This is a genomic window from Streptomyces sedi (assembly GCF_006335015.1).
GTDB classification, from domain to species: Bacteria; Actinomycetota; Actinomycetes; order Streptomycetales; family Streptomycetaceae; genus Streptomyces; species Streptomyces sedi.
On the sequence record NZ_VDGT01000036.1, the window covers coordinates 1 to 16,584 of the forward strand.

Below are 16,584 nucleotides of genomic sequence, written 5' to 3' on the forward strand. Positions count from 1 at the left end.
CTCCCGCAGCCAGGCCTGTGATCCGCCGATTACTGATGATCACCGCACGCGTTGAGTTCCCCACCACCTCACCATGATCAACCCTCCAGGCTCGACGACCCCTGCCTACCGTGCACGAGCTCGTTAGGGGATTCATTCGCCGCGATGGCGGCGAGCCAGGATCTTACTGTTCTGCGCGCTCGCGTGGAAATGGCAGCGGAACGTGATATCCGCACCATACTCGGGGACTTGGAACGGGGCTTGCGCTCACAGCGCCTTGAACCTGTTCGGGCGATCTTCTCCTTGCAAACACCGGAGGTGCCGATCGTGTTGTCCGTTCTGGGGGCGACGTTTGCGGGTGACAGCACTGTGCCCACCACCGCGCTCGGAGCCGGTGCGATCGCGGCGTGCTTCGTGAGTGCGAGCTCACGTGTGGCGGCCGGTGCCGCTGCTGCTCGCCGTTCGCCTGCGGGGTATCTCCTTGGGCTGCGTGAGGAACTCGATCCGCGGGGTCTGATCGAGCGGATTCGGCAGAACAGGCGGCGTGTCCGCCGCATGGGTTACTGAAGTTGAACTCGTGGAGTCGTAAGGGCTGACGGGTCGTCATCCGTGCGGTATCACCGGGGCATGCGGTATCCACAAGGGGGCGGGCTGACCGCCGAACGGCAGCGGTTCCGCGAGGAGTTACGGCTGCGAGCTGCTGAACGATTCGCCCAGGGCGAGGCGAGTGCGGTGATCGCCAAGGACCTGCGGGTCAACGTCCGCTCGGTGCAGCGATAGCGGCAGGCACGGGATGAGGGTGGGGCGCGGGCTCTGCGGTCGCAGGGACCGGCGTCGCTGCCCAGGCTGAGTGAGGAGCAGTTCGCCCAGCTGGAGGCGGAACTCGCGAAGGGTCCGGCGGCGCACGGCTGGGAAGACCAACGCTGGACCCTTGGCCGTATGAAGACGGTGATCGGCCGACGTTTCCACCTCACCTACACCATCCAGGGCGTGCGCAAGCTCCTGGTGCGCAACGGCTGGTCCTGCCAGGTCCCGGCCCGACGCGCCGTCTGCTATGCAAGCGCGGCATCAAACCACTGATCGCCCGCCGCGGCGTCGCCCACGGCTCCGGCCTGGGCAAGGTCCGCTGGATCGTAGAGCGCACCTTCGCCCGGCTGCACCAGTTCAAACGACTCCGCACCCGCTACGAGCTACGCGCTGACCTCCATCAAGGGCTGTCGAACTCGCATGCAGCATCATCTGTCTTCGGTGAGTCAGAGCGGCATGCCGGACAGCCGAGGGGGCTGATCCGGTCAAAGCCGGTCTCCGAATCTGGCCGCACTGCGAGCCTGCCGTAGCGTCCCCGGTGTGGCGAGGAAAATGAGGATCGCGGTTGCGCAGAGCACGGTGCCGCAGGACCCCACCGACCGGGAATCACTGCGAGCGTCCGGTCGGGAGATCCGGGCCCTGATGGGCGAGGCTGCCAGGGTTGGTGCGCGGCTGGTGCAGTTCACCGAGGGGGCGCTCACCTACCCGGGCAAACGCGTAATGACCAACGGGTCGGGTGGCCGCCATGTGCCGGCAGACTGGAGTCGCGCCGCCTGGGACGTGTTGCGCGAGGAGGCGGAAGCGATCGCTGGACGCGCCGGCGAGCTCGGCCTGTGGACAGTGTTCGGTTCGATCCATCCGCTCACCGAGCCAAACCCGCCACACAACAGCCTGTACGTCGTTTCGGACCGAGGGCGCCTGATCGCCCGGTATGACAAAAGGTTCCTGTCACATGCCGAGCTGTCCCTGCTGTATTCACCCGGCCGCGATCCGCTGATCGTCGAAGTGGACGGCCTTCGTTTCGGCTTCGCGCTGTGCATCGAGGCCAGGTTCCCGGAGCTGTTCGCCGAGTACGAGCGTCTGGACGCGGACTGCGTGCTGCTGTCCGTGATGGCCGACGACGCCTCGATGGCGCACCTGGCCCAGTCGTACGGGACGCTCTACAACTACTGGGTGGGCTACTGCGTTCCGGCGCAGTTCAGCGCGACGGCTCCGGCCGGGATCGTGGCTCCGGGCGGACGGTGGTTGGCGCGCGCCGCCGGCGACGGCCCCGCCTTGGCGGTCTCGGACATCGACCTGGACTCACAGGAGTCGGACATCTACGAGGCCCTGCGATACGCCCGCCCGTGGCGCCGCCAGGCCCGGTCCGGGCTCTACGAGGGCCGGATGCCAGTGAGCGACCTCCGTAGCGAGACCCGCACAGCATTCTGAAACGATCAGTAAGATCGGGCCGTTGCGAGGGTTCAGCGGCGGTCCAGCGCGTCTATCAACTTGCCGAGGTTCCGCACCGCACGATCGGAGGCGCCCTTGGCTGCCAGAGTTCCCAGGACGACGTCCCGCTCCAGCAGCCCTGTACTGCGCAGGTCCTGCAGGATGCGCTGGGCTTGCTGCTTGCCGAACTGGGCACCGAAGCCGTTGTTCTTATAGAAGTCCAGCCGGTCGATTGCTTGGGCAGCTCGGAATCGAGCTGCTCGGGCTGCTCATCAGACCGGGTGAGGTCGATGGCGCCGAGTTGGCGCCCAGCCTTCAAGCGGGAAGCCATGGACGCTCTCCACGATGGCTAGTGAGGCCCCACAGGCCAGGCTCGCGGCGAAGTCGAGGGTCCTCTCGTCCGGAACATATGTCAGAACGGGCCCCTTGCCGCGGCTGACACGTTCGTTGGAGGCACGCGGTGTGGTGACAGTATGTTCCGCCGCGACACGCCTGCTTTTGTGATGCCTATCGTGCTTCGGCTCACTTGGTGCTGGGTGAGGCGAAGGTGTGGTCGGCTTCGTTCGCCTTTTCAGTGACAGCGTTGGTCGGTGAACATCCGCGGCAGTTGACGACCAAGCCGCTTGTGGGTGTGCGCGGGAGGTCGGGGTTTTGCCGCACGGTCCAGCAGATCGCGATCTGGGCGGAGGTGCGATGATGCCTTCGTGGTGGCAGAGGCCGAGTGGACTTGGATCCGCGGGGGTCTGCGCTTCGGGCAGGTCTTCGAGGGCACCGTCGTGCGTGTTCCTCGGCCCGGTGCGATCGGGATCTTCGTGGACATTGGCCTGAGCGTCGGAGGTTTTGTCGACGGCCTGTTACTGCCGGAGCGGAGCGAGGACTGGCCAGCGGAGGGGAGCGTTGGCGAGTTCGAGACCTGGTGGGCCGACAGTCGCCAGCAGATCCGGCTGAAACCGTCTGATCCTCGGTATCCGCGGAGCGACTTCGCGGACTTCGTCGAACGGTTCCGTCCCGACTGGCCGTCCGACGTTGGCCGTCTCGTTCGTGAGCCCGGGCGTCCGGCTCCTGCCGCGTCGCGGGCCGCGCATCGGGTTTCGCGCGTCTTGTAGGTCTCGCGGCCGTAGGCGGGTGGTCTGCCGTCGTGGGGGGCCGGGTGGGGAGTGCGCGGGTTGGCGCACGGGGGGCGATGAGGGTGCTGCGGCATCATCTGCCGCCTCGTGTCTCTTCCTCAAGGAGGGCCTGGAAGGTGCGCGGGGGGCGACCGGTGAGGTGTTGGACGGTGTCGGTGACGCGGTTCTCGGCGCCTTGGGCGATGGCGCGGTCCAGGTCGGCCAGTAGTGCGGCGAACTCCGCCGGTACCTGTGTGGTGAGGCGGTCGCGCAGCTGTTCGTGGGACAGGTGGCGGTGGACGACGGGTCGGCCGGTGACCTTGTTGACGAGGGTGGCGATGTCGTCGTGGCTGAGTGCCTCGGGTCCGGTGAGGACGAGGTCGGTGTTGGGGGCCTGCTCGTCGGTCAGGGCGTGGACGGCGACGGCGGCGATGTCCTCGGCGTCGACGAAGGCGACTCGGCCGTTTTCGGTGGCGGTCCAGATGGTGCCCTCGTCGCGGATGCTTTGGGCGTGGGTGTGTGTGCCGGTGAAGTTCTGCATGAACCACGAGGGTCGTAGTACCGCCCATTCCTCGAAGAGTTCGGGCAGGGCCTGGTGCACCGTTCCTACCGCCGGGCCGCCGGCGGAGATGGCGGAGGAGCTCAGCAGCACCGCGCGGTGCACGCCGGCGGTGCGGGCCCGGTGGAGGAACGGCAGCATGGTCGCCGCGGGGTCGGGGTCCCCGACGGGCGGTAGGAGGTAGAGGCGGTCGACGCCGTCGAGGGCGGCCGTGTGGTGGGTGGGGTCGTGCCAGTCGAAACGGACCGGCTCGGTGCCGGGGGCTGGGGTGGCTCGGCGGCTGGCGGCCTTGACGCGGTGGCCGGCGGCTGTCAGTTGGGTGGCGGTGCGGCTTCCGGTGGTGCCGGTGGCGCCGATGACGAGCGTGGTGCCGGTGGTGGTCATCGGTTCCTTCGGGTGAAGTCGGCGCCGGGTTCCTGGACGGCGAGGGGGTTCCAGTAGTCGCGGTAGGTGGTGATGCGTCCGTGTTGGACGGTCACGACGGCGATGTAGGTCGTGTCGAAGGGTGCGTCGCTCTTGACGAGGCGGCCGGTGCCGCGCATCTCGACCACGAGGGTCCGCGGGTCGGTGGTGTGGTGGATCCGTAGGTCGGGGAAGCCGTGCAGGTCGATGTGGTCGGGGTAGTGGCGCATGTAGGTGGCGATGGCCTGTTTGCCTTCCAGGCGCCGGGGCCAGCCGTCGGGGGCGAAGGGGAACTCCATGAGGCCGTCGTCGGCCCACAGGGCGACCCACGCGGGGATGTTCTTGTCGAGGAGCAGTCGCAGGCTGTGGCGGTACAGGTCCGCCGGGGATGTCGGTGCGGGCATGGGTGTCCTCCAGCCGTTAGAATCCGGACCCTGGGTCCGCTTCAACGATACGGACCCGTGGTCCGTTTCGCAAAGGGAGGGATGCGGCAATGCCCGAACGCCAGCCGTCTCGCAGGGACGCCATCCGCAACCGGGAGGCCGTACTCGCCGCCGCCGACGCCCTCTTCACCCGCCGTCAGAGCCCCGAGGACGTCACCATGGCCGACGTCGCGGCCTCGGCCGGCGTCGGCAAGGGCACGCTCTTCCGGGCCTTCGGCGATCGCGCCGGGCTGCTCCGCGCGCTGTACGAGGCGCGGCTCGAACCGGTCAGGCGGGCCGTCGAGAGCGGCCCACCGCCCCTGGGGCCGGAGACTCCGCCGCGGGACCGGGTGCCCGCCCTGCTCGACGCCGCCCTGTGCTTCAAACTCGACAACCGGCGACTCGCACTGGCCCTGGAGGGGAGCGGGGGCAGCAGCCCCTACCGGGCGGAACACTACGAGCGATGGCACGGCCTGCTCCGAGCGGTGCTCGAACAGATCCCCGGCCTGACCGACAGTGACTTCACCGCCCACGCCCTGCTCGCCGCCACACGGGCCGACCTCGTCGAGCACCTGGCCGGAGAGGAGCGTGTTCCGCGGGAGAGGATGCGGTCGCAGTTGGCGCACTTCGTCACCAGGGTCCTGGCCTCCGGCCCGCTCCCGGGGGTGACCGTCGAGGAGTGACCGAGGGGCGGCGCGGGAGAGCGGGCGGCGCCTTCGCCAGCGCGCTGTTCCCGCGGTCGGCACGATCTGGGCTGGTGCTCGCACCGGGATCCCGCGGGGCGGGAACGCGTCTCCCCGCCGAAGGGCGCGCGGTCGCCGGTGCGGTGGAGCGATGAGGGGCGCGGGCGACCAGCCGTCGGAGACCCACGTACTCCATCTTGCCGGTCGCGGCGGGTAGCGTCTCGGGATGGCTGTGACCTTCGATGAGGCCGTTCGCGCCCGGCTGCGGGCCCCCCACACCTGGTACGTCGGGACTGTGTGTGCTGACGGAGCACCTCAGGTGAGCCCCATGTGGGTGGACCTGGAGGGGGAAGGGAGGCTGGCGTTCAACACCTCGGTGGGACGGGTGAAAGAGGAGAACCTGCGTCGTGACCCGCGGGTCTATCTCTCACACGCGGATGCCACCGATCCCTTCGATCGAGTGCAGATCAGTGGCGTAGTGGTCCGCTTCGTGGAGGGCGAGGAGGCACACGATCGGATGGATCGGTTGGCGCGGAAGTACTTGGGCAGCGAGCGATTCGAGTGGATCATGCCGGGAGAACAGCGAGTCGCGGTGATCGTGCGCCCGGTCAAGGTGCGACACATCGTCGGGGTGGAACGGTTCCGGGCCTCGCGCACCACCTGAACAGGAGCCGGGGTGGGCGCGTTTCGCTTTCTCCGGCGCGCCGCGCTGTGTCCAGGCCGGCTTGCGCCCGTTACGCCGGCCCTGCCCGGTGACGACCACCGTGCCTCGGCTCAGCTCGGCCGGGAGCGTGCCGGGCGGTGCCTGAGGGGTGTTCAGAACTCCAGGTCGAGGTAGTCGATGTCGGTCAGTGCGACGTCGGACAGGCCGAGGGCGCGGGTGCCGCCGTCCTGGAAGTAGATGTCGCGTAGGCCCTCGGCGACGATGCGGCGCAGTTGGTCGTCGGGGGCGCCGGCTTCGCGGGCGGTGAAGAGGCGGTCGGCGTATGCGGGTGGGAGGTGGACGGTGAGGCGGCGGAAGCGGCCGTCGTCGGTGGTGCCGACGGGGGCGGTGTAGCCGAAGCGGGCGCGGGTCTCGACGGTGAGGCCGCCGGTGGTGGCGGCCCGCCTTCGGCGGCGGGCGCGTACTCCCGGTTGCCAGCGGGCGCGGACGGCGGCGTCGATGCGGTCGGTGACGGGGCGGGGCGGGTTCTTGCGGGCGCCGCGGCGGTAGCGGTTGACGGAGTCGGCGGTGACGCCGATCTCGGCGGCGACGGCGCGGGCGCTGCCGAGTTGCCGGACGAGGTAGTTGACGCGGCCACGGAGGGTCTTCGGGGGCTGGCGGGTGAACGCTTCCTGGTCGGCGCGGGCGAGGGCGTCGGTGATCTCGTCCACGGCCTACTCTCCTTCGTCGAGGACGGCGTCGCCGCCCTTGATGTGGCGGGCGGGGTTGAGGCCGTGTTCCATGAGGTCGACGGCCCAGGCCATTTCCTGGACGCCTTCGAGTTTGGCCAGTCCGGGGGTGGGTCCGAGGCGGAAGGCGCCGGGTTGGGGCTTGCCGGAGGTGGCGTAGGGGAGGAAGTCGAGTGGGGTGGGGCCGGGGCTGGGGTAGACGACGCAGTCGGAGAGTACGGCGAGGGGGAACAGGCCGGTGAACCGGGCGGTGTTGGCGAGTTTGCGGTGCATGTTGACGCGGGCCTTGGAGATGACGGCGGCGCGGATGTCCGGGCGCCAGGTGGGGCGTTCCAGGGCGGGCCAGCGTTCGCCGGCTTGGTAGTGGCGGCCCTGGGGGCGTTCGCGGAGTTTGCCGACGCCGCCCTTGACGGTGGCCTTGATGGCGGCGAGGACGGCGGCCAGGCCGGGGTCGGTCCGCTTGTGGTGTTCCATGGCGGTGAGGAAGTCGGCGTCGTTCAGGTCGCGGGTGACGCCGAGGTCGGCGAGGGTGTCGACGTAGGCGTTCTTGAGCCGGTCGTGCCAGGGGTCGAGGTAGGCGCCGGTCTCCCGCCGCAGGTATGCCTCGATGGGGTGGACGTCGTGGCCGAGTTCCTGGGCGTAGGCGACGGTGTGTGTCTGGTACCAGGCCGGGCCGGTGGGGCGTTGGCCGGTGGGGGTGAACGGGGAGGGCAGGCGGGGGTCGGTCTCGATGTGGGAGAGGTCGACGTACCAGGAGCCGGGGGTCTTGGGGTGGAACGCCGGCTGGTGGTGGTGTTCGGGGGCGGAGAGGCCGACGACGAGGCGGGCGGCGGCGGCGAGGAACGCGGTGTTCAGGTCCAGGCCGATCGCGTGGGGCAGCAGGCATTCCTGGTCGGTCAGCAGGTCGACGGGGCGGATCCACTGGTAGGCCTCCTCGTCCAGGAATCCGCCGGTCCAGCCGGATTCGACGACGACGGGGTGTTCGGTGGTGGCTTCCGGGGGCGCCGGGTCAACGGGCTGGGTGCCCAGGCTGCCGGGGTTGTGGCCGGGTGCCCAGTTTCCCGTGGCTTCCTCGCGCACGGCCCTGGTCGGTGGGCGCAGCGCGGTCATCAGCTCCAGGCCGGACACGGCCGTCGAGCCGCGTGGGGTGATGACCCGTTGGGCGTAGACGCCGAGGACGCGGGCGATCTCCGGGGGTGTCATCGCGCTGACGCCGGGCCAGGAGCGGTCGTCGAGGGCGTCCCAGGGCAGGATCGCGAGTTGCACGCACTGGCGTTCGCGCCCCTGGGCTTCGCGGTAGATCCGGGGCCACGGGCCGAACCCGCGTTGGGTGAGTCGCCAGTTCGCGCGGCGGATGTCCTGGACGGCGGGGTGGTCTTCGGGGAGGCGCAGGGTGCGGCGCTGCTCGCGGCCTTCCAGGCGTTCGGGCAGGCCGAGCTTCACGGCTGCCGCGGCGGTCAGCACGACCAGGGGGTCGGAGTCCTTGCCGTGGCGGTTGAGCTTGGGCGCGCCGAGGCCGGACTCCTTCAGCGTCCACTCGACCAGCTGGGGGACGGTGGTCGCCGGGCAGTCCCACATGATTCCGCCTGTGCCGTATGCCGTTGCGTCGCCGTCGAGGACGGCGAGGGGGCCGTGGGGGTATCGGGGGTCGGCGGTCGGGGCGGGGGGCTTTGTCGCTGTGGGGCGTCGCGGCGGGGTGGCGGGGCGGCGGGGCGCCGGGGCGGGGGTGGCTGGGGGCGTGGGCGGTGCGGTGGCGGGGGTCTCGGGGGCGGCGGGTGCCTTGGGTTGGGGTGCCGGGGTGGGGGGCGTGGGCGGGGTGGCGTGCTTGGCCGCCCAGCCGTTCAAGAGCCGCTGGTATGCGTCCAGTCGCGGTGGTTTCGGCTCGGAGCGGCCGTTCTCCCAGTTCTTCACCGTCTGGGTCGATGTCCGCAGTGCGACGGCCAGGCGGGCCTGGGTGATGCCGGCGGCCTCGCGCAGCCGGGCCCGTTCTGCCGGGGGCGGCAGCTGCGGCTCCTCCTCCAGCAGTGCGTCGACGCTCTCGAACAGCTCTTCCTCGGTGGGCATCTCCCGATCCTAACAGTCACTTAGCCCGCGATTTATCCTCATCGCTTAACCCGCGTGGCGGGGTTCGGGGGCGCGGAGAGGAGCCCGGGAGGTGTTTCGCCGGGTGGGGAAGCCGGTTCTCCGTGCGTGTGTCGGGCCCGTGGGCCTCTCCCCCGCCGTCTGAACGCCGGCGGGCCTGCGGGGGCTTGCGTCTCACGTGGGTTGAGGTCGCACAGTGGCCTGGTGGACGACGAGACGATGTATCCGATCGGGGATGTGGCGCGTCGTACCGGGCTGCGTGTCAGCGCCATCCGGTTCTACGCGGACGCCGGGGTGGTGGAGCCTTCGGCGCTGACGTCGGCCGGCCATCGGCTGTATGACGTCGAGGCCGTCGCGCGCCTGGAGCTGGTGCGGACGTTACGGGAGTTGGGGGCCGGTCTGGAGGAGATCCGGCGGCTGCTGGCGGGGCGGACCACGTTGCACGAGCTGGCGACGGCGCATCTGGCGGTCGTGGAGGAGGAGGCGTCGCGGTTGCGGGCGCGCCGTTCGGTGCTGCGGGCGTTGGTGCGGCGGCCCGTGGGTGCGGAGCAGGCGGCGTTGGTGCACCGGCTGGTGTCGCTTTCGGACGAGGAGCGGGAGCGGCTGGTCGAGGAGTTCTGGGCGGATGTCAGTGAGGGGCTGGAGGAGAATCCGCGGTTCGTCGCGGATCTGAACGCCGTCGCGCCGCGTCTTCCTGACGAGCCGACGCCGGGGCAGTTGGATGCCTGGATCGAGTTGGCGTCGTTGGTGGGCGATCCCGGGGTGCGGCGCGCGGTGCGGGCGGATCTGAACGAGCGGTTCGGTGACGGTGTCGGGCGGCTGTTGGTGTCGCCGGGCGCGTGGGATTCCTACGCGCGGGGGGAGCCGCTGCTGCGGGAGGCGGTCGCCGCGCTGCGGGCCGGGGTGGATCCGGACTCCGCGGCCGGCAGGGAGTTGGGCGAGCGGTATCTGGCGTGGCTGGGCGGGATGCTCGGCGCGTCGTTCGAGGGGGCGGCGTCGCGGGAGGTGGCGGAGCGGCTGCTGCTTCTGGAGCCGGAGGTGCTCGCCGATCTGGAGCGCGAGGCGCGGGGGCCTTCGGAGGACGACCCGTTCGCGCGGTATCGCTATCTCGTGCAGGTGGTCGACGGAACGCTGGCGGCGAATCAGGCCGAACTCGCTGGCTATGCGGCCGCGTTCACCTGGCTGGCCCGTGCCCTGGCTGCGGAATAGGAGTGGTGGGAGGGGCGGTTGGGGACGGTATGACTATCGCGCGCGGAACCGTTGTCGTGTTGGGTGCTACCGGGCAGCAGGGAGGGGCGGTGGCGGCGGCGTTGCGGGCCGAGGGGTGGGCGGTGCGGGCGGTGGTGCGTGATCCGGCGGGTGGGCGGGCCCGCGCGTTGTCGGCGGCCGGGGTGGAGGTCGTGGGGGGTGACCTCGCCGATCCGCGGTCGTTGCGCGCGGCGTTCTCCGGCGCGTACGGCGTGTTCAGTGTGCAGCCGAGTGCGGGGCAGGCGGGTGCGGGGCTGACCGTCGAGGACGAGTTCCGGTTCGGCGTGCGGGTCGCGGAGATCGCCGAGGAGCGGGGTGTCGCGCATCTGGTCTACACCTCGACGATCGCCGCGGGCGCGACGTCGACCGGTGTCGCGCATCTCGACGTCAAGAGCCGGATCGAGGACCGGGTGCGGGCGTCGGGCGTCGCGAGCACCATCGTTCGGCCGGTCACGTTCATGGAGCTCCTGATGCTTCCGGGCATGGGGCTGGACCGGGGGCGGTTGACGTTTCTGGCGCGTCCTGACCAGACGATGCAGTTCATCGCGGTGCGTGACATCGGCAGGATTGTGGCGCGGGTGTTCGCGGCGCCGGAGCGCTACGCGGGCCGGACGAGGGGGATCGCCGGGGACGCGCTCACGGGGCGGGCGTTGGGTGAGGCGCTGACGCGGGCCGCCGGGCGGCCGATCGACTACGCGCGGCTGCCGGACGCGGTGCTGGAGGGGGACGAGGTTCTCGGCGGGACGGCCGCGCTGGTCGACAGCGGCAGGCTGGCGGGAGACGTCGATCTGGACGCGCTGCGTGAGGAGTTCCCGTTTCTGTCGCGGTTCGACGACTGGTTGGAGGGCCCGGGGGCGGATCCGCTGAGGGAGGCGCCGCGCTGAACGGGACCGCCCCGGGTGGCCGGTCAACTGCGTTGGGCGTGGCGGGCGTTGAGAGCGGGGGGCCGGTTTGTAGGGTGGGGTTCCGGCGAGGGGAGGTCGTCTCGGCGGGTGCCTGCACCTCCCCCGCAGTGACTCAGCGTGAAGGATGTCATGAAGATAGGTTTCGCTCTCCCGCAGTTCCACCACCAGGCGTACGGCGTCGCGCGGACGGCGACGTTCGCCGCGGCGATCGAGGAGGCGGGGGGCGCCAGCCTGTGGGTGGGTGACCGGAATCTGGCGGCGGTGCGCCCGCGGGTGGGGTACGGCGGTCAGGGGAACACCATTCCGGAGGAGCTGAACCCGGCCGCGGACCCGTTCGTGCTGCTGGGTGTGGCCGCCTCGGCGACGAGCCGGGTGCTGCTGGGGTCCCACGTGTTGGTCGCCCCGCTCTATCCGCCGGTTCAGCTGGCCCGGTCGCTGACGACGATCGACCTGGTCAGCGGTGGGCGGCTGCTGCCGGGGTTCGGCGTCGGCTGGTCCCCGGAGGAGTACCAGGCGGCGGGGCTCGACTTCACGCGGCGCGGTGCCCGCATGGAGGAGCTGCTCGACGCGCTGGAGGCCGTCTGGACGACGGACCCCGCGGGGTACGAGGGGGCGCAGCTCTCCGTGCCGGAGCACCACGCGCCGTTGAAGCCGGCGCGGCGGCCACGGCCGCCGTTCTATCTGGGCGCCATGTCGGAGCGGGCTCTGCGTCGGGTGGCGCGGCGTGGGGACGGCTGGTTGCCGCTGGTCGTCGTGCCGAGCTATGTCGATGTCGACGGGCTGGTGGCGCAGCGGGCGCTGCTGGAGGAGTGGGCGCGGGAGGAGGGCCGGGACCCGGGGGCGATCGACACCGTGTTGCGGGTGAACATCGACGCCGGCACGAGCACGGCGCGGGTCGCCGACGCGATCAGGGAGATCCACGAGCGGACGGGCATCGAGCACTTCATGGTCGACTCGATGTACGACGTGGAGACGGTGGACGGCTCCGTGGAGCACGCGCGGGAGGTTCTGCGGCTGGTGGCGCGGGGCTGAGCGGGGGCGTCGCGGCGGGGGCCGTTCCCTCGGGACGGCTTCCGCTTCGCGCGGGGTGGCTCGGGGGCGGGCGGCCTGATGGTGGAGTGGCTGGAAAGGGGAGGCCCGGCGGGGGCGCGCGTGGTTCGCTGGGCGGCATGGAAATCGTGGCGACCAGTCTCATAGCCGTGCTCGGTACGTTGTTGGGCTCGTCCCTGACGTATGTGTTTCAGCGGCGTACGGCGTCCCGTGCCGAGCGGTTCACTCGTGATGAGCGGTTGCGGCAGGAACGCATCGACGCCTACTGCGCGTTCGGGGGCGCGTTGGCGAGCTACCGTCGCGGGCAGTTGGACCTCTGGTTCGCGCGGCACGCCGACCGTCTGGGTGAGGGGGAGACGCCGCACGCGTTGCGTCGGGAGACCCAGCGGTTGCGGACGGCCGCGCTGGAGGCGATGTTCCGTTCCGAGTTGCTTTCGGAGGGGGCGGAGTTGGAGGACGTCGGCCGGGAGGCGCTCAAGGAGATCGACCGGATCGCGGAGACGGGGTCGCGGGACGAGCTGGAGGCGGCCCGTCGGGTGTCGCGGGCCGGCATCTACGAGTACGTGAGGGTCTCGCGTGGGCACGTGCCGGGTCTGGGGGGCGGCGCGCGGCGGGACGTCGCCTGAGGGCGGCGGCGGACCCGCCCGGGGGCCCGCCGGCGCGCGGACATGTCAGCGGGTGGTGCGCCGCGGGGGCTCCGCCATGGCCTCCAGGCGTGCGCGGAGGAACGGGCGGTCGAGGGCGTCGTAGGCGCGGGCCCACAGGGGGTGGAGGTCGGTGAGGCGTTCGGGGTCCTCGTGGTAGGCGGCGGTGAGGCCGAGGAGGGCGCTGGCGGGGGCGCCCGCGTCGAGGAGGTCGGAGGCGCCCGTGAGGATGTCGTCGATGTCGCCGAGGAACGTGGGGTAGGTGTCGGCGAACGCGTCGGCTGGGGCCAGCACGCCGAGGCCGACACCGGAGGGGCAGGGCTCGTGGCGCCAGCCGGGGGGTGGGGCGAAGTCGAGGGGTATCGGCGCGTCGCCCGTGGGGCGCTGGCCGGTGGTGAGGCCGAGGGCGGAGGCGAGTCGGGCCGCGTCGTCGGGGTGGGCGAGGCCGAGGAGGTAGGCGAGGCCGTCGCGGGTGTCGCGGCCGACGACGGCGGGCGTCCGGTGGCCGAAGACGGCGACGGGGTGGTCGTCGCGCCCCAGCTCGGGGGCGGGGACGGCCCACCCGACGCAGGTGCCGGTGCCGAGGTCGGCGAAGGGCAGCAGCTCGGGGACGGACCGGTGCGGTGTGTGGGGGCGGCGGGTCGCGTCCCACGGGTCCGTGTACTCCCAGCCCCGTGGGGCGCGCGGCACCTCGCACAGGTCGAACGGGAGGGCGGCGGAGCCCTGGACGCGCGCCGCGTCGTAGAGGCCCTCCTCGTACAGGTCGGTGGCGAGGAAGTCGGCTTCCCAGGCGAGGTCGACGGCCCTGGCGAGGGCGGGCGGCGTGGGGAAGGGGAACAGGTCGTCGGTCCACTGCGGATGGGCGGGTCGTGTGGTCATCGGGTCGAGTGTGGCAGGGGGGTCTGACAGTCAGGGGCCGAGCTGGTCGCACGCGTCGTCCGCTCCGGTCCGTGGCCGGCCGCCGATCGGGGGTGCGGCCGGTGGGGCCGGCCGGGAGGTGGTCAGGAGGACGGCGAGGGCGGCGGCGCCGATGCCGGCGGACAGGGCGGCGAATCCGGCCGTGAAGGTGGCGGTCTGGGCGGCGAGGCCGAGGGTGAGGGAGCCGAGGCCGGTGCCGGAGTCGTAGCCGATGTTCCAGGCGACGGACGTGGTGTGCCGGTTCTCCGTTCCGGCCTGGCGGAACGCCTGCACGAGGGTGACGCTCTGCAGCCCGCCGTAGGCCGTTCCCAGCAGGAGCACTCCGGCCAGCAGGGCGGGCACGGTGGCCGGTGCGGAGGCGACGCCGGCGGCGGTGAGGGCCAGCCCGGCGCAGGCGGCGAGCATGAGGGCGACACCGATCGGCCGGGGCGGGAGCCGGTCGGCGAGGATGCCGCAGGCCCAGCGGCCGGCGGCGGCCGTGGCGGTGAGGGTGAACAGGCAGGCGACCGCCGCCGTCGGGCTGGGGGTGAACTGCGGGGCGAAGGTGAGGACGGCGCCGCCGCCGGCCGTGACGAGGAGCAGCACGCCGAGCGGTTGCCGGATGCGCCGCAGCACGGTGGGGGCGGTCGCGGCGCGGCTGGGCCCGCCGCGGGGGGCGTGGTCGTCGTCGTGGGCGGCGACGATGCGGCCGAGGGCGGGGGTGAGGGGCAGCGCGAGCACGGGCAGCGCCCCGCAGGCGATGATCGCGGGGAGGGCGAAGGTGTCGACCAGCCAGGGCGCGGCAGGGGTGAGGACGACCTGAGGGAGGGCGACGGCCAGGCCGTAGAGGCCTATCGCGGCGCCCTGCCGGCCGCGGGGGGCGAGCGCGGCGACGGCGGTGGAGCCGCAGACGGTGAGGATGCCGAAGCCGGCGCCGCGCGGCGCGGTGGTCAGCAGGATGGCGGGCAGTCCGTCGCTGAGGGCCTGGAGGGGTGCGGGGAGGCCGAGGAGCAGTGCGCCGAGGGTGAGGGTGTGGGACCAGCCGACGCGGCGCAGCATGGCTTTGACGCAGAGCTGGGTGAGGACGGTCGCGGCCATGAGGACGGCGGTGACGAGTCCGGCGCCGAACTCGTCGGCTCCGCCGGCGACGGCCCAGGTCGGGGAGACGGGCAGGAGCAGGGCGAAGCCGGAGAAGCAGCAGAGGACCACGGCCAGCAGGTGGGGCATGCCTCGGGCGCGGAGGACGGAGGCGTCGGGGGCTGCGGCCATGCGTCTGGGCGTCCTCGGTCTGGTCGTGCGCCGTCGTGGGGCGTTTCGTCGTTCCGTCGTTCCCTTGCGATGGTAGGGGCGGTCGCGGGCGGCCGGTGGCGGGGGTTTCGGTGCCGGTCCTCCCGCCGGGGAGGTTCGAGCGGGGTCATCGCCGGGGCGCCGGGCCGGGGCCGCGCGGGCCCCGGCGTGGTGTCCGCGTCACCAGGTGACGGGAAGCCGGGTGAGGCCGTTGACCATGCTGCCGTGCCGCCACTCCAGCTCGTCCGGCGGGACGGCGAGCGCGAGTCCCGGCAGCCGGTCGAGCAACACCCGCAGCGATTCCTGGAGTTCGACACGCGCCAGGTGGGCGCCGACGCAGAAGTGCGGGCCCTTGCCGAATGCCAGGTGGGGGCTGGTCGGCCGGTCCACGAGCAGCGCGTCGGGCTCGGGGAACGCCTCCGGGTCGCGGTTGGCCGCGCCGAGAACGCCGATGACCGGCTCGCCCGCACGGACGGTGACGCCGCCGAGCGGGACGTCCTCGACGGCGTAGCGGGCGAAGGAGAAGCCGCTGAGGATGGGGACGAAACGCAGCAGCTCCTCGACGGCCCCCGGGATCAGGTCCGGCTTGAGCCGCAGAAGGGTCAGCTGCTCGGGGTGGCAGAGCAGGGTCGCGAGGAAGTTGGCGATCTGGTGGGAGGTGGTCGCGAACCCCGCGTTCAGCAGGTCGGCGGCGACCGCGAACATCTCCTCCTCCGTGATCTGCCCCTCCTCGTCGCACGCCCGGACCAGGGTGGTGAGCATGTCCTCGCGCGGGGCGGCGCGGCGTTCGGCGACCATGCCCGCCATGTAGGCGAAGAAGTCCCGCACCGCCGCGAGCACGGTGTCGCCCGGCAGGTCGTTGGCGAAGATGGTCTCCGCCCATGTCCAGAACCGGTCGTGGTCCTCGGCGGGGACTCCGATGATCTCGCAGATCACGGTGGTCGGCACGGGGATGGCGAACTCCGTGAGCAGGTCCGCCGGCCGGTCGGCCGCCAGCATGGCGTCGACGCGCGCCTCGGCGACCTCCCGCACCCGGCCGCGGATCCGCTCCATCCGGCGGGCGCCGAAGTCGCGGCCGACGACGGACCGCAGACGCGTGTGGTCGGGCGGGTCCATGGAGAACAGGCCCTTGGCCGCGCGGGCTCCCTCCCGCATCCGGGGCTGGTCGCGGCCGACGGCGGCGGCGATGGAGAACCGCGGGTCGGACATCACGGTCTGGACGTCGGCGTAGCGGGTGGCCAGCCAGGCGTCGTCGCCGTGCGGCAGCCGGACCCGGCCGAGGGGTGCGCCGCGCAGCTCGGCGTAGGCGGGGTGGAGGGTGAAGCCGTGGTTGGTCGGGAAGGGGCACAGCCCCTGCTCCTGGGGTCCGGGCACGGTGATCGCTGGGCCTTCCTGGGCGGAGACTGCTGTCCGTGGGGTCCGGCCACGCCGGACGGCCCTCAGTATCGACGGCCCGGCGGCCGGTGGGGCGGCGCGCCGGACCGGGATCACCCCATCGAGCGGTGGCACGGCGGGACGGTGACGCCGGCCGCGCGGTGCGGGGCCGCCGCTCCCCCGCCGGCTAGGCACTTTCGTTTGGATCATCGTGCGGACCAGATGAAGATGCCTGCGATGTGGAGTCCGGCGAGGTAGATGGTTGCGGTTTTGTCGTATCGCGTGGCGAGGCCGCGCCAGTGTTTGATGCGGTTGA

Annotated in this window: 16 protein-coding genes and 2 pseudogenes; 11 read left to right on the forward strand and 7 right to left on the reverse strand. The window is 71.9% G+C overall.

All coding sequences use genetic code 11. From position 1 onward, the window contains the following. Window positions 1–144 precede the first annotated feature (144 nt). The 5 genes and pseudogenes from FH715_RS27515 to FH715_RS27535 all read left to right on the forward strand — a co-directional run bounded on the left by FH715_RS27515 (window position 145) and on the right by FH715_RS27535 (window position 3,323). Window positions 145–546 carry a hypothetical protein gene (locus tag FH715_RS27515; protein WP_139650155.1) on the forward strand — a complete coding sequence of 134 codons (402 nt, stop codon included), beginning with the start codon at window positions 145–147 and terminating at the stop codon, window positions 544–546. A 60-nt stretch (window positions 547–606) separates the two neighbouring features. Next, window positions 607–1,029, forward strand: a pseudogene (locus FH715_RS29625) (winged helix-turn-helix domain-containing protein); the annotation flags it as partial. After that, a pseudogene (locus FH715_RS27525) lies at window positions 1,023–1,231 on the forward strand (transposase); the annotation flags it as partial. The pseudogenes FH715_RS29625 and FH715_RS27525, both read left to right, overlap by 7 nt. 107 nt (window positions 1,232–1,338) lie before the next feature. Next, window positions 1,339–2,217, forward strand: a complete 879-nt coding sequence (locus tag FH715_RS27530) for a carbon-nitrogen hydrolase family protein (protein WP_139650156.1) — start codon at window positions 1,339–1,341, stop codon at window positions 2,215–2,217. Window positions 2,218–2,921: 704 nt separating this feature from the next. Then, window positions 2,922–3,323, forward strand: a complete 402-nt coding sequence (locus FH715_RS27535; RefSeq protein ID WP_139650157.1) for a hypothetical protein — start codon at window positions 2,922–2,924, stop codon at window positions 3,321–3,323. Between the two features lie 94 nt (window positions 3,324–3,417). Here FH715_RS27535 and FH715_RS27540 read toward each other — a convergent pair whose 3' ends face one another. Together FH715_RS27540 and FH715_RS27545 are read right to left on the reverse strand one after the other, a co-directional pair. Beyond that, the gene (locus FH715_RS27540) at window positions 3,418–4,266 is read right to left on the reverse strand and encodes an NmrA family NAD(P)-binding protein (RefSeq protein ID WP_139650158.1); all 849 of its coding nucleotides are present in this window, start codon (window positions 4,264–4,266) and stop codon (window positions 3,418–3,420) included. Beyond that, window positions 4,263–4,688: a nuclear transport factor 2 family protein gene (locus tag FH715_RS27545; RefSeq protein ID WP_139650160.1), complete on the reverse strand. Its 426-nt coding sequence runs from the start codon at window positions 4,686–4,688 to the stop codon at window positions 4,263–4,265. The genes FH715_RS27540 and FH715_RS27545 overlap by 4 nt, the downstream gene beginning before the upstream one ends. An 89-nt stretch (window positions 4,689–4,777) precedes the next feature. On the opposite strand from FH715_RS27545, the gene FH715_RS27550 reads away from it, so the two are divergent. After that, entirely contained in the window at window positions 4,778–5,389 is a 612-nt protein-coding gene (locus FH715_RS27550) for a TetR/AcrR family transcriptional regulator (RefSeq protein ID WP_139650162.1), read from the forward strand. A gap of 226 nt (window positions 5,390–5,615) precedes the next feature. Then, window positions 5,616–6,053 carry a TIGR03618 family F420-dependent PPOX class oxidoreductase gene (locus tag FH715_RS27555; RefSeq protein ID WP_139650164.1) on the forward strand — a complete coding sequence of 146 codons (438 nt, stop codon included), beginning with the start codon at window positions 5,616–5,618 and terminating at the stop codon, window positions 6,051–6,053. Window positions 6,054–6,205: 152 nt separating this feature from the next. Here the strand turns inward: FH715_RS27555 and tpg are convergent, their stop codons facing one another. Further along, window positions 6,206–6,763, reverse strand: a complete 558-nt coding sequence (gene tpg / locus FH715_RS27560) for a telomere-protecting terminal protein Tpg (protein WP_139650166.1) — start codon at window positions 6,761–6,763, stop codon at window positions 6,206–6,208. A gap of 3 nt (window positions 6,764–6,766) precedes the next feature. Then, the gene (gene tap, locus FH715_RS27565) at window positions 6,767–8,845 is read right to left on the reverse strand and encodes a telomere-associated protein Tap (RefSeq protein WP_139650169.1); all 2,079 of its coding nucleotides are present in this window, start codon (window positions 8,843–8,845) and stop codon (window positions 6,767–6,769) included. 222 nt (window positions 8,846–9,067) lie between these two features. Between tap and FH715_RS27570 the strand changes: the two genes are divergently transcribed. The 4 genes from FH715_RS27570 to FH715_RS27585 all read left to right on the forward strand — a co-directional run bounded on the left by FH715_RS27570 (window position 9,068) and on the right by FH715_RS27585 (window position 12,692). Further along, window positions 9,068–10,072 (forward strand): helix-turn-helix domain-containing protein, encoded by a 1,005-nt coding sequence (locus FH715_RS27570; protein ID WP_139650171.1) that lies wholly within the window; start codon window positions 9,068–9,070, stop codon window positions 10,070–10,072. A gap of 56 nt (window positions 10,073–10,128) precedes the next feature. Next, a complete protein-coding gene (locus tag FH715_RS27575) occupies window positions 10,129–10,995 on the forward strand; it encodes an NmrA/HSCARG family protein (RefSeq protein ID WP_246109025.1) in 867 nt (288 codons plus the stop codon). Window positions 10,996–11,145: 150 nt separating this feature from the next. Next, on the forward strand, window positions 11,146–12,048 hold the full coding sequence (locus FH715_RS27580; protein ID WP_139650175.1) for a TIGR03619 family F420-dependent LLM class oxidoreductase: 903 nt from the start codon (window positions 11,146–11,148) through the stop codon (window positions 12,046–12,048). Between the two features lie 137 nt (window positions 12,049–12,185). Next, window positions 12,186–12,692 (forward strand): hypothetical protein, encoded by a 507-nt coding sequence (locus FH715_RS27585; RefSeq protein WP_139650177.1) that lies wholly within the window; start codon window positions 12,186–12,188, stop codon window positions 12,690–12,692. Window positions 12,693–12,737: 45 nt separating this feature from the next. Here the strand turns inward: FH715_RS27585 and FH715_RS27590 are convergent, their stop codons facing one another. The 3 genes from FH715_RS27590 to FH715_RS27600 all read right to left on the reverse strand — a co-directional run bounded on the left by FH715_RS27590 (window position 12,738) and on the right by FH715_RS27600 (window position 16,268). Continuing rightward, on the reverse strand, window positions 12,738–13,589 hold the full coding sequence (locus FH715_RS27590; RefSeq protein ID WP_139650179.1) for a hypothetical protein: 852 nt from the start codon (window positions 13,587–13,589) through the stop codon (window positions 12,738–12,740). Window positions 13,590–13,619: 30 nt separating this feature from the next. Beyond that, window positions 13,620–14,876, reverse strand: a complete 1,257-nt coding sequence (locus tag FH715_RS27595; protein ID WP_139650181.1) for an MFS transporter — start codon at window positions 14,874–14,876, stop codon at window positions 13,620–13,622. Between the two features lie 198 nt (window positions 14,877–15,074). After that, complete coding sequence (locus tag FH715_RS27600; protein WP_246109026.1) at window positions 15,075–16,268, reverse strand: cytochrome P450; 1,194 nt, start codon at window positions 16,266–16,268, stop codon at window positions 15,075–15,077. Window positions 16,269–16,584 lie beyond the last annotated feature (316 nt).